Here is a 13,234-nt window from a genome sequence, read left to right on the forward strand (position 1 = left end):
ATTTTTTTGCCACAGATTAAAAGGATTCCCACAGATTTCTTTTTTATTTTGCCACGAATTACACGAATTTTCACTAATTCTTTTTTTACATATTTTATGAAAAAAAATCATTCTAATCCTCTTAATCTGTGGCTAAATTTTTCTCACAGATTGAAAAAATTAATTCGTGGAAATTCGTGCAATTCGTGGCAAACTTTTATTTATTAATTTGCCTCCAGATTTTAGCACTAAAATCGTCTTTGTACATTAACCGGTTTGTTCTAGTTGGGTTAACTCGATTCGTCAGAATAATTAAAAATCGATTTGTATTTCTATTCATAAAGAAAAAAGTTCCTGTAAAACCCGTATGTCCAAAATCATCTTTTGTAAAAAACTCGTCTGGTTTTCTCTTATCAAAACCTAAACCGCGATAAATTCCTTCTTTGGCAAGCGGAGAATCTGTAAACTCTTTTACAACTTTTGCTTTTAGAATCTGTTTTCCTTTATAATTTCCGTTGTTCATTAGCATTTTGCAGATAACAGCAATCGATTCTGCATTGGCAAACAAACCTGCATTTCCGGAAACACCGCCAAAAATCGCTGCCGCTTCATCGTGTACATAACCTTTTACAGTATCTTTTCTAAAAAAATTATCTACTTCAGTTGGCATTACATTATCGATCGAAGTCCATTTTAGCGGATTATATCCAATTTTTGAAATGCCTAATTCTTTATAAATTTCATTGGTAAACTGATCGAGTTTTTTTCCTGTTTTAGTTTCTATCATTTGTTTTACCAAAAGAAGATTTAAATCGCTGTACAAATATTTCCCTCTCGGATTTGTATTCGCTTTCGCAATCTTTTCATAAACCGACGGATAAAATTCTGGATTGAGCCACATGTTTTTATAAATCTGAACCCAATTTTCTTTTGGCTCAAAAACCAAATATTTAGAATCGTAAACAATGTTTTTATTTACATACATATTATCAAAAGGCTCAACATATTGTTCCGATTTTTGATTACTCAAAAATGGCGAATTATCTGGCGTAGAAAGCAATGCTTGATAAAAAGTGATACTTGGCGTTAATCCAGAAGTATGCGTTAAGAGTTCAAAAAGCGTTAAATCGGAAATCGCTGTGTTTTTGTAAATCGGAACAATTTCTCCAACTTGATCTGTCAATTTAATTTTTCCATTTCCGACCAAACGCATTGTTACAAGTGTTGCGCCAAGAACTTTAGACATTGAAGCCAAATCAAAAACATCCTCTGTTTTTACCAATTGCTTTTTGGTATAATCATGATAGCCGTAGTTTTTATAAATCAAATTAAAATCCATTGTACCAACAATAATTTGTGCTCCTGGAAAAAAGCCTTTTTCAAGCGCATTTGTCATCATCGAATCGATGTAAACTTCATTGCGTTCTAAACCATCTGGTTGTTTTGAGTTTTCCTGAGCATAACCATTTATTCCTAAAAAAATCAAGGAAACCATTAAAATTTTGATGCCAATATTTTTCATAGTATTATGGATTGATTTTTAAGTCCTGACTTGCCATCAAAGGCTCATTATTGGTTCCTGTAATTTGTATTCTAACTGCTTTTACAGGCTGTTTCGGATAAATTGAAGCATTTCCGTAGTCGAAATTATCGCCTTTTATGAAATCGGTTCCGTTATACGAATACTCCACAAATCCATTATTAATGATAAATCTCGGGTGATGCGGAATTCCAGTTAAAACTTCAATTTTAGAAGAGGTTACAGGATTAGTAAAGGTATACAAAATCCAATCGCCATCTTTGCAAGCAACATCGGTACGCAAATACGATTCTTCGTTATAATCTTGCAGATTCGAAATTGGAAACTTCGGATTTTCTGCCATCGATGAAGTCACTTTTACTTCTGGTTCCTGATAAGGAGAACAGTTGAACTTTACATTTGCAGCAGACTTTTTCTCTTCTTTATTTTCGACTGTAAAATCTAATCTATACGTATTTTTTTCGTTGTAATTATCAATCAAAAATCTCAAACGAGGTTTTGATTTTAATGCTTTTTCGTCTGCATAAGTCTGCATTAATTTATCATTTTCAAAAAGCGAAACATTTTTGATCATTCCGTTTGCTCCGTCATCTGTCGGATTAAAAGCCAAATACCAGATGCCTTTTTTATCTACATATTGTGAGATATTTTCAGAAATAGTCAAAACTTCTGCTTTTGATGTATCCCAATTAGCAACAGGCAATTTTTCTGCTTTTACGGCAGGGCTTGCCGAATATTCATTAAAAAATACTCTGAACATATATTGCTCGTAATTTTTAGTTTGAATTGGTCCTGTATATAAAGGCGATTGTCTAGTAGGCTCATTTCCGTCTTTATCAAATCGTACAACGGCACCTTCATAAGGTGGCGTTACCGTGATTATTCCATTTTTATAAATAGCTGTTGGAGGAAAATCTCTAAAAGCAATTCCCATATCAGCCAGTCTTTTTAAATGGCTGTTGGTTAATCTTCCATAAAAATCATCCCAGTTTTTATCTTCTTTTTTAGACCATCCAATTTCAGACAACGCGCTGATTCTCGGATAACTTTGGTATTCCATAATTCTTGCAGGACGATCTAAATATTCGCTCCACAAAGCACCTTGAACTCCAATGATATTTTTTTGTTCTTCTGTAGTTAAATCAGCATCAGGAATTGGTTCAAACGAATAGGCTCTTTTTGTATCTGTAATTGCTGCCCATCTGTGACCGCGTTCTGTTTCAGATTGCGCCATATCATAATAGGTAAATTGTCCTGGCATCATGATGGTTTTATACCCTTTTTTTGCCGATTCAATTCCGTAACTAATTCCCTGCCAAGCAGAAATCAAAGTATTTGGATCGATTTCTCCGCCTTTCAGGATTTCATTCCAGCCATCCGTTTTTTTATGGTATTTGTCTACAATTTTTTGAACTCTTTTAAAAAAATAATTCTGAAGCTGAAAACTGTCTGTAAATCCTTCCTTTGCCATTAAAGCTTGACATTTTGGACAATGTTCCCAATTGGCGCGATTCACTTCGTCTCCCGCAACATGAATATATTCAAAAGGAAATAATCCCGAAACTTCTCTAATGATTGAATCCAGAAGATCATAATTTTCTTCACGCCCAACACACCAAACATTTTTTACTTCTCCTTGAACACTTTTAAGTTCCTGCGTTATCTCGCAACCCACTTCTGGATACGAAGCCGTTACCGCACGCGAATGCCCCGGAATTTCGATTTCTGGCATTACAGAAATACCACGATCGGTAGCATAAGCCACCACTTCTTTAATATCTTCTTGCGTATAAAAACCTCCATAACGTTTGTCTCCAGAACCATAAGATGGCAACAAAACTTCGCCTGGACCTCTCCAAGCGCCTTTTAAAGTTAAATCTGGCAATGATTTTATTTCGATTCTCCAACCGTTATCATCTGTTAAATGCCAATGAAAAACATTCATTTTATGGGCAGCCAGCCAATCGATGTAATTTTTTACAGTTTGTTTATCGAAAAATTGTCTTGAACAATCCAACATCATTCCACGCCAGTCAAAACGAGGATAATCTTCTATTTGTACAAAAGGAAGGGTTCCTTTTTTAACTTCTTTCGCAGAGCAAATTTGCAGTAAAGTTTGGAATCCGTTTAAAACGCCTTTATCTGTTTTTCCTTTTACGAAAATCCCTTTTTCATTTATTTCCAATTGATATCCTTCACTTGGAAGATTCAATTTCTTATCAACCAGAAATGAAATAGTATTTTTTCCGTGTTTTTTTCCAATTGAAACAATTGGGTTAATTCCAGTATTTTTTGAAAAACCTGTCGTAATATAATCCCCACTATTTTTTAGTTTTTTGTCTACCACAATTTTTAAGGATGGAGGCAAAACAAACTGACCCGCACTTTGCTGAACTGATACAGGTTTCGGAATTAGGTCTAATTTTTGGGCTTGTACAATACTAAGCGAACTTAGAAATAGGGCTAATAGAAGAATACTTTTTCTCATTTCTTTTTATATTTTATTTTGCTGAAAATTCAATTGGACTGCTTTCCGTCTGAGTCTGACTCAAAGCGGTGAGCGCATAAACGTAGTTTTCCAAATCGACGTTTGGCACTTCTAGTTTTAGAGCTGTTGTCACATAATAAATATTCTGAGGATTTGAGAAATCGGTTATTCTTCCTTTTGGGAATTTGTAGATTACATATTTTTTGTCATTAATGGCGGCTTTCCAAGTTAAAACTGCATTATTGCCTTTTTTGGCAATTACAGCATTTGTTGGCGGTTCTGGTTTTAATCTTGTAATTCTGTTGGCTTCGGGAGTTAAAGCAATATATTTATATTCTTTTTCAATAAGAGGTTTTCTCAGCGTATCTCCTTTTTTTAGAAAATTTGAAGCAGTAAAATGCATTGAACCATCAATTTGAGGCATTTTACGAATCATTTCGATTTGTTTTACAATCTGGTCTGGACTTCTCCATTCTGGTTCTTTGGCGGTAGTTGAAATTTTATAATCGCCATGACCCACGTAAACATTTGCTCCATATTTATGTTCTGCCCACCATTTTGCCAGAACTTCAAAATTGGCGCGATCAAAACCAATGTGCCAATAGAGTTGAGGCGTTACATAATCGATCCAGTTTTCTTTCTGCCATTTTAAAATATCAGCATATAAATCATCATAATTGGTTGCTCCTGCTCTGGTATTAGAACCTTGCGAATCTTTGGCAATATTTCTCCATACTCCAAAAGGCGAAATTCCGAATTCGACTTCAGGTTTATTAGCAATAATTGTATCTCTAATTTGTTTGATGATTAAATCGACGTTGTCTCTTCTCCAATCGTCTTTATCTTTAAACTGACGCGGTCCTTTAGCGAAAGCTTTATCATCTGGAAACTCTTGCCCTTCAATTTTATACGGATAAAAATAATCATCCATATGCACGGCCTGAATATCGTATTTACGAACAATCTCGCCTACAACAGAAGCAACAAAATTTCTAGTTTCTTGCATACCTGGATTAAAATATCTCGTTTTTCCATACGTCAGGAAAAGGTCTGGTCTTTTAAAATATAAATGATTTTTCGAAAGCACATCTCTTACTGTATCTTTCTGAACACGATATGGATTAAGCCACACATGTACGTTCATTCCACGTTTTCCTGCTTCATCGATCATCATCTGCAATGGATCAAAACCCGGAGCAACGCCTTGAGTTCCGGTTATCCAATGCGATGCTGGTTCCTTTGTTGATTTATAATACGCATCGGCAGTTGGGCGGATTTGAAAAATTACCGTATTAAGATTGTTAGATCGTAAATTATCCAAAATGGCAATCATTTCGTTCTTCATTTCTTTATCTGATAATCCCGGTTTTGACGGCCAGTCGATATTTTCTACTGTAGAAATCCAAGCAGCGCGCATTTCTCTTTTTGGAGATTGCTGACTGAAAATTTTGGTCTGAATCAGCAGTATTAGGATTAGTAATTTTAGACTTTTCATAAGGTTGTATTTTGGGTTAGCTAATTGTTGTTGAATAATTTAACCGCAATCCCGATAGCTATCGGGAGCTAAGAATTACGCAAGGTTCGCAAAGTTTTGTTTTAAGTTGTGTCCTTTTTTTATCTCGCAAAGTCGCAGAGTCGCAAAGTTTTTTTCATTTTAAAATTATCGCCAAAGCGCTTTTGTTCGCCTTTACAAAAAACTCTGTCCCTTTGAGCCTTTGAATCTTTGAACCTTAATTATAAAATTATTCTAACAGAAATATCCCTCCTTCAATAAGTGATGCCCAAACTTGTCCTTTGTCATCAAGCGTAAAGCCATTTATACTTGAACTTCCCAAATTGATTTGTTTTATGATTTCAAATTTTGTGGCATCAACAATTACAACTTCACCTTTTCGGCTTCCTAAATATATTTTATTGTTTTTTTCTAATATGGCTGCCGGATTGTGTTCATATCCCCATTTTAAATCCAAAACTTTGCTTTGGCTTACAACATTTTCTTCAGTCAATTCAATAGTATCATTAAGCGGCACCCTTACCAGTTCTCCTTCCATTGTTTTGCCATAAAACCATTTTCCGTCTTGGCTTTTCCCCATCGATTCTCTAATTTTCCATTTTTGAGTTCTTAAAAGCGTTTTCCCCGTTTCAATATCTAAAATGGTCAAGAAACGTTGAGGCGTAACAAAATAAAGTCTATTTTTTGATGCAACCATATTGACATTTCCAGCAGAATACAAAATTTGTTTATCGTTGCCATTATTCCATTTCCAGATTAGTTTTCCTGTATTTTTATCCAAACAATACACATACGAATCCCAAACTCCAAAAATTATTTTATCGTTTTGTATTAATGGAGTTCCCTGCGAATAAGAAGCTGGTAAATTACTCTGCCAAATAACTTTACCTGTCACAGCATCTGCACAAATAAATGCTGTAGAACTGGCTGTATACACTTTATTGTTTTCTGCAATTGGCGAACCTACCAAAACACCACCAACAGGAATAGTCCATTTCTGTTTTCCTGATTGAGTGTCAAATCCTAATAGATTTCCTTCTATTGTACCTATAACCAAATTATTATTTACAATTATTGGAGAAAAATAAATCGAATTTCCTGTTTCCGTTTTCCAATTTACATTTTTATTTTTCTGATTAACCGATTTTATTTCGCCAATTGAGTTAGTGAAATAAAGATTCTTTTTATCGAATGCAGGAAGCGAGTAAATAGAAGCAATATCTTTTATAAAAGGAGTTTGGAATGCAACAGTATCTTTCGGAATTTCAATTTTGGAAGGTTTTGATGGTACCGAAAATTTAAAAACTCCTGGTTTATCAATTTCTTTTTGATAGATACTGATACTGTCTTTGCTAATAATTACTTGATTATAACTTTTTGTTTTTCCGTCAAGCGAAGTTATCGAAGTTCCCATTATACCACTCAAACCTGAGAAATTATACTTTCTTAAAGTATGTCCGTGACCGCAAAAAGTGGCAACAGTTGGATATTTTTCTAAAACGGAAAGCACTTCTTTATAGTTGCTCACGCTGTTATCTAACGGATAATGAGCAAAATTCAGTACTTTTTTATTATTATTTTTAAGGTTTTCTTTTAAAGTTTTATCCAGCCAAAGTACATCTTCGTGTTTTACAAAACCATCTCCCATTTTCATGTAAGGTCCACACGGAAAGCCTATAAAGACATAATCACCTTTTGAAAAAACAAATCGATCCTCGCCAAATATTTTTTTGTACGTCAAACCAGCACTTTCACTCCAGTTCGTTTCATGATTTCCAGAAATTACATAATATGGAATCTTCAATTGAGAAAGTATCGAATGTACCTGTTTCAATTCATCATCAGCACCGCGATTGGTTAAATCTCCAGTTACAATTGCAAACTCAAAATCTGAATTATTGATTTCTTTTACAATATTCTGCAATAAAAAGTCATTGTCATTTCCTACCGAAACGTGCAAATCAGTTAGCTGTACAAATTTGATATTTTCTGATTTTCCTGCATTTTGAGAGAACCCAGAAACTATTACAAAAAGCAATAATATTCTTAAAAATAGATTTTTCATTGGTGTTTTTTTCTTTATTAAACAATAATTTATTTTAAACAATTCCTATTATGGAATTTGTTTTATTACTTAACCGCAAAGAGCGCGAGGATTTACGCAATGTCCGCAAAGTTTTGTTTTTTAATCTCGCAAAGGCGCGAAGACGCAAAGTCTTTCTTTTTTAAATATTTTTTTCTTTGCGCCTCTATGACTTTGCAAGCAATTTCATTTACAAAAAAATTTAAATCCTTTTATCCCGATAGCTATCGGGAGTGGCTATTTTTTCTCTCGCAGATTTAGCAGGTGCAGCAGATTTATTCGCGAAAATTTGTGCCATTCGTGGCGAAAAAATCTTTTTAATCCTTTAATCTGTGGCTACTATTTTCTCTCGCAGATTTAACAGATGAAGCAGATTTTATTCGCGAAAATTTGTGCAATTGCTTCGCCTATTCGCTATCGCTCGGGTCGTGGCAAAAAAATCTTTTTTATCCTTTATCCCGATAGCTATCGGGAGTGGTGAAAAAAATACCTAACAGGTTTTGAAAACCTGTTAGGATAACCAACCAAAATTTATGTCTTGCCATAAATCAACAAAATGGCAATACATTTAACGTTTACTGCATTTTTTCAGCATCATTAAAATAATTGTAGAAAAACAGCAGTTGATATTTTAAGGAATTCTCCCAGTATTTTAAATTATGTTCGCCTGGACGTTCTATATAATCGTGATTTATCTTTAGGTCTAACATTTTTGCATGAAGTTCTCTGTTTACTTTCATAAAGAAATCATCAACCCCACAGTCAATAATCAGTTTTAATTTATTGTCTTTTACCAAGTCTAACATATTGGTAACCGTATTCTGATTCCAGTTTTCTGGGAATTCTGTAATTGGGCCTAATCGTTTTTTGATATCCCAATTTTCAGGAAACGGACGAAAATCTACTCCTCCGCTCATGCTTCCTGCCGCACCAAATACATCTTGATGTCTGAATGAGAGATACAAAGCTCCATGTCCGCCCATGCTCAAACCTGAAATGGCTCTTGCTTTACGGTCTGCAATTGTTCTGTATTGTTTGTCAATAAACGGAACCAATTCTTTTACCACATAAGTTTCATATTTAAAACTTGGATCTATAGGACTATCAAAATACCAGCTTGAATAATTCCCATCAACACCAACCACTATAAAACCGTATTGATCCACTTGTTTTCCTAATTCTTTAAAATCTTTTGCCCAAGATCTATAATTTCCGCTGTAGCCATGAAGCAGGTAAACAACTGGAAATGCTTTCTTGCTTTTTTTATAATGGTCAGGAACTACCACGCAAGTTTTAATATTCTTCTGCATCGAAGAACTAAAAACCTGCAAAGTGTCAACCTTCGCCGCTTTGGCTGTAAAAATGAAAAGCAGCAGTAAGATCGAATAAATTATTTTTTTCATAATTGATGTTTTTGAAGAGCACGAGTAAAACTCAAAATTATTTCAGACAATCTTTTAAAATAGTCACGGGATGCAAGGCCTTTCTGCTGGTTCCGTCAAAAATCTGATGACGACAACTGGTTCCTGCAGCTGCAATTTCAGTTGATTGCTCTGTTGCCCTGATTTTCGGAAACAAAGTATCTTCTCCCATTTTCATACTGATTTCGTAATGTTCTTTTTCATAGCCAAATGAACCCGCCATTCCGCAGCAGCCAGAATTATAAATCGTAACTGTATTGTTTTTAGGAACATTCAACATCGCAAACGAAGCTTCAACTGAACTCAATGATTTTTGATGACAATGCCCATGGATTTTGATGTTTTTCTCTTTTTCAGAAAATTGATCTGCATGAATTTTTCCGTTTCCAATTTCTCTTTTGAAAAACTCTTCGACTGTAAAAGTATTTTTGGCTAATTTTTCAGCACTTTCCTTATCTGCAGCCAATCGGATATATTCGTCTCTAAAAGTCAATATGGCTGATGGTTCGATTCCGATTAAAGGCGTGTTTTCAGAAATTATATTTTTAAAAGTATTGACATTTTTGTTCGCGATTTCCTGCGCTTCTTCCAAAAAGCCTTTTGAAATAAAAGCTCTTCCGCTTTCTTCATGATCGATTACAATTACTCTGTAACCTAATTCTGTTAAGAGTTCGTACGCATCGATTCCGACCGAAACATCATAATAATTGGTAAATTCATCACAGAAGAGATAAACGCTGCCGTTTTCAAAAGAACTGCCTATATTCTGTTTTCTATTCTTTTCATACCATTTTCTAAATGTCTTTGGAGCCAGTAACGGCACTTGTCTTTCAGGAGCAATTCCCATGCGTTTTTTAACGAATGAAAGATTAGAAGCCCAATTGGTAATAGATGGCGCAATACTTCCCAATTCATTCAATTTTGAATTGAAAGCAAAAATTTTATTTCGGAAAGAAAAACCGTTTGCTTTTTGATATTGATATAAAAATTCAGCTTTTAAAGTTGCTACGTCAACATTACTAGGACATTCGCTCGCGCAGGCTTTACAGCTTACACATAATTCAAAAACCTTATATAATTCTTCGTGATCGAATTTATTTTCTTTTTCAGAATTCGTCAGATATTCTCTTAAAGCATTCGCACGTGCTCGCGTAGTATCTTTTTCGTTTCTTGTCGCACGATAACTTGGACAAAGAGTTCCGCCTGCTGATGGCATTTTTCGGCAATCGCCCGAACCGTTGCATTTTTCTGCGGCACGCAAAACTCCCAAACTATCCGAGAAATCCTGAATCGTTTTTATTTCAGGTTCAATTCTTCCCGCTTCAAAACGAAGATTTTCATCCATTTTTGAAGCATTTACGATTTTTCCAACATTCAAAATCGTGTTCGGATCAAACGCTTTTTTTACTCGTTTTAGCAACTCGTAATTTTTATCGCCAATCATAAACGGCAGAAATTCTCCGCGTAGAATTCCGTCGCCATGTTCACCGCTTAACGAACCTCTATATTTTTTTACCAAATGCGCTACTTCAGTAGATAAATTTCTAAACTGATGCAATCCTTCTTTTGTCTTCAAATTTATCTTCGGACGCAAATGCAGCTCGCCCGCTCCGGCGTGCGCGTAGTAAATGGCACTTTGTCCGTGTCTTTCCATCATCGCTGCAAAATCGGCAATATAGTTTGGAAGATCGCTCAATTCAACCGCTGTATCTTCAATAGAATCAGCTGCTTTATCGTCTCCCACAATGCTTCCTAAAAGTCCAAGACCTGCTTTTCTCACCTCGTTTACTTTGTCAATATCGGCACCGTAAATCTTTGGCAAAGCATATCCGAAACCATTATTTTCAAGATCTTTAATTAATGCATCAGCTTGCAATTCGGCATCTTCCATACTAATATGCGATCCAACTTCAAGCATAATAACTGCTTTTGGTTCGCCCACAATAAAAAATCGGTTTTTAGCCTGTTCCCTATTGGTTTTCGTACAATCTAATATTGTATCATCCATCATTTCGCAAGTGTACAAATGATGCTTCATTGCAGTGACAACAGCTTCCAAACTTTCCTGAATCGTATGAAAATGCGCTACCACCATAATATTGTTTACTGGCGGCAAATCATCTACTTTCAAAGTGATTTCTGTCGTAAATGCCAAAGTTCCTTCACTTCCGCAAAGGAGTTTTCCTAAATTGATGGTATCTTCAGTTCCCGAAAAAAGTTTAGATTTTAGCAGGACATCAATCGCGTAACCTGTATTTCGTCTGTGAATTTCTGGTTTTGGAAACTCTTTTAAGATTTCTTCCTGATTTTCTTTGTTCGAAAGTTCTTCGTAAATCGTTTTGTAGATTTTATTTTCTAAAGAATCTCCTTTTGTTTTCTCAATAAACTCTTCAGAAGTTAAATCTTTGAATACAGCTGTAGTTCCGTCACTTAAAACGGCTTTTATTTCTACAATTTTATCTCGGGTAACACCGTAGCGAATCGAAGTTGTCCCAGACGAATTATTTCCAACCATTCCCCCAATCATACATCTATTGGTAGTTGATGTCGTTGGTGCAAAAAATAATCCGTGTGGCTTTAGATATAAATTCAGTTCATCGCGAATTACTCCAGGCTGAACCGTTATGGTTTTCTTTTTAGGATCAAAAGAAACAATTTTATTAAAATGTTTAGAAACATCGACAATGATTCCGCTTCCAACGGTTTGTCCGGCTAATGATGTTCCTGCCGTTCTTGGCGTTATAGAAATTTTATTTTTTGAAGCAAATTGGATAATATTTACAATATCATTTTCTGATTTTGGAATAGCCACGGCAAGCGGCATAATTCTATAAGCAGAGGCATCTGTGGCGTATATTTTTTTATGAAGGTCATCATAAAAAAGGTTTCCTTCTAAGGAGTTTTCTAATTCTTGTAATTGGAGAGAATCGGACATTTAATTTGGTTCTGTTGCTTTTGGTTCTTTAATACATGTTTTATTTCTGCACTTCGCTAAAAAGCGGTTTGGCAAAAACAATACATTCTAAATTTTATTAGAATTCAATATTTATTAAAGTTCCTCGTGAAAGCTTCGTACTTCTTCAAATGCGTTTCAGAAATGGCAAACAGACAAAGGGATGATTTTCATAAATATATCTTACTAATAAAATTAGTTTTAACAAATATAGATACAAAAAGCATACAAATACATTATTTTGCGTTTTTTAACATAATAAAATTCAAATAACGCAACAAAACGCAAAAATCACATTGTATAAGTTTAAAGTTATAAGATAAAGACTCCAGATTTTCTATATTCATCTAGTTTTTCATCTTCTGGATCTAATTCTGTTACAATCGTATCCAGTTGCGTAAGATCGCATACCCCATGAGGCATCTTAGTATTCAATTTATCTGAAGAAAACATCGAAACTACTCTATCAGAAGCTTCTATCATTGCTTTTTTGACAATTGAAATTTCGTAACCTACTTCTGTAAGTCCTTGTTTTATATTTATGCTGCTGGCACCAATGAAACAAATATCGGCTTTAATTTTAGAAACCACCTGAATCACATCCATACCAATAGTAACCATTGCGTTTTTTTGCATTTTTCCACCAATAAAAATCAAATCAATATTGGGATGCTGAGATAATTGCATAGCTATTGGTAAACTGTACGTATATATAGTAGCTTTTAAATCTGCCGGAATTAATTTTGCAAAAACGAGATTGGTACTTCCTCCACTCATTATAATAACCTGATCGTCATGAAGTAGAGATAACGCTTTTGTAACTATTTTCTTTTTCTGCTCTTCGGCAGTTATTGCAATATCAAAGACATTTGCAGACTTTTCTTTAACCTGAACCGCGCCGCCGTATACTTTCTCTAACAGCTTTTTGCTGTCCAATTCATTCAAATCTCTTCTTATAGTATCTTCTGACAAATCGAGAGCCAAAGCTAAATCTGTTGTAACAACTTTTTGGTCCTCAATAAGTTTAGTCATTATATATTTCTGTCTTTCAGCCTTCAGCATTTTTTTATAAAAGTTAAAATTCATCACAAATATATCAAATATTTCATTCCATCTCAGAAAAGACCCAAAAAACTGCAAAATCATGCAACAGTAAGATTTTCAAAACAAATTCAATTCTTATTTTTTATTAAAATTTGCGTTATTTTGCGTTTTTTAAATTATTTTTTGAAAAAAAACAGTAAATAATGCATTTAT

At 34.5% G+C, this 13,234-nt stretch carries 7 protein-coding genes; all 7 read right to left on the reverse strand.

Annotation, left to right across the window (positions count from 1 at the left end):
* Positions 1 to 196: 196 nt before the first annotated feature.
* On the reverse strand, positions 197 to 1,501 hold the full coding sequence (locus tag PQ463_RS11750) for a serine hydrolase domain-containing protein (protein WP_274253867.1): 1,305 nt from the start codon (positions 1,499 to 1,501) through the stop codon (positions 197 to 199).
* A 4-nt stretch (positions 1,502 to 1,505) separates the two neighbouring features.
* Positions 1,506 to 4,007, reverse strand: coding sequence for a beta-N-acetylhexosaminidase (locus PQ463_RS11755; RefSeq protein WP_274253868.1), 2,502 nt, complete (start codon positions 4,005 to 4,007; stop codon positions 1,506 to 1,508).
* Between the two features lie 13 nt (positions 4,008 to 4,020).
* Positions 4,021 to 5,502 carry a glycoside hydrolase family 10-like protein gene (locus PQ463_RS11760; protein ID WP_274253869.1) on the reverse strand — a complete coding sequence of 494 codons (1,482 nt, stop codon included), beginning with the start codon at positions 5,500 to 5,502 and terminating at the stop codon, positions 4,021 to 4,023.
* 247 nt (positions 5,503 to 5,749) lie between these two features.
* Positions 5,750 to 7,585 carry an outer membrane protein assembly factor BamB family protein gene (locus PQ463_RS11765; protein WP_274253870.1) on the reverse strand — a complete coding sequence of 612 codons (1,836 nt, stop codon included), beginning with the start codon at positions 7,583 to 7,585 and terminating at the stop codon, positions 5,750 to 5,752.
* A gap of 593 nt (positions 7,586 to 8,178) precedes the next feature.
* Positions 8,179 to 9,006 carry an alpha/beta hydrolase gene (locus PQ463_RS11770; RefSeq protein ID WP_274253871.1) on the reverse strand — a complete coding sequence of 276 codons (828 nt, stop codon included), beginning with the start codon at positions 9,004 to 9,006 and terminating at the stop codon, positions 8,179 to 8,181.
* A gap of 37 nt (positions 9,007 to 9,043) precedes the next feature.
* The gene (locus PQ463_RS11775; RefSeq protein WP_274253872.1) at positions 9,044 to 11,959 is read right to left on the reverse strand and encodes an FAD-binding and (Fe-S)-binding domain-containing protein; all 2,916 of its coding nucleotides are present in this window, start codon (positions 11,957 to 11,959) and stop codon (positions 9,044 to 9,046) included.
* A gap of 330 nt (positions 11,960 to 12,289) precedes the next feature.
* Positions 12,290 to 13,009: a DeoR/GlpR family DNA-binding transcription regulator gene (locus tag PQ463_RS11780; RefSeq protein WP_443135182.1), complete on the reverse strand. Its 720-nt coding sequence runs from the start codon at positions 13,007 to 13,009 to the stop codon at positions 12,290 to 12,292.
* Positions 13,010 to 13,234 lie beyond the last annotated feature (225 nt).

The sequence above is a fragment of the Flavobacterium sp. KACC 22763 genome, assembly GCF_028736155.1.
Classification (GTDB): domain Bacteria; phylum Bacteroidota; class Bacteroidia; order Flavobacteriales; family Flavobacteriaceae; genus Flavobacterium.

Coding starts and splice junctions, on each gene's coding strand:
- PQ463_RS11760 (WP_274253869.1), bottom strand. CDS start 5,502: ATGAAAAGTCTAAAATTACTAATCCTAATACTGCTGATTCAGACCAAA.
- PQ463_RS11755 (WP_274253868.1), bottom strand. CDS start 4,007: ATGAGAAAAAGTATTCTTCTATTAGCCCTATTTCTAAGTTCGCTTAGT.
- PQ463_RS11780 (WP_443135182.1), bottom strand. CDS start 13,009: ATGACTAAACTTATTGAGGACCAAAAAGTTGTTACAACAGATTTAGCT.
- PQ463_RS11770 (WP_274253871.1), bottom strand. CDS start 9,006: ATGAAAAAAATAATTTATTCGATCTTACTGCTGCTTTTCATTTTTACA.
- PQ463_RS11750 (WP_274253867.1), bottom strand. CDS start 1,501: ATGAAAAATATTGGCATCAAAATTTTAATGGTTTCCTTGATTTTTTTA.
- PQ463_RS11775 (WP_274253872.1), bottom strand. CDS start 11,959: ATGTCCGATTCTCTCCAATTACAAGAATTAGAAAACTCCTTAGAAGGA.
- PQ463_RS11765 (WP_274253870.1), bottom strand. CDS start 7,585: ATGAAAAATCTATTTTTAAGAATATTATTGCTTTTTGTAATAGTTTCT.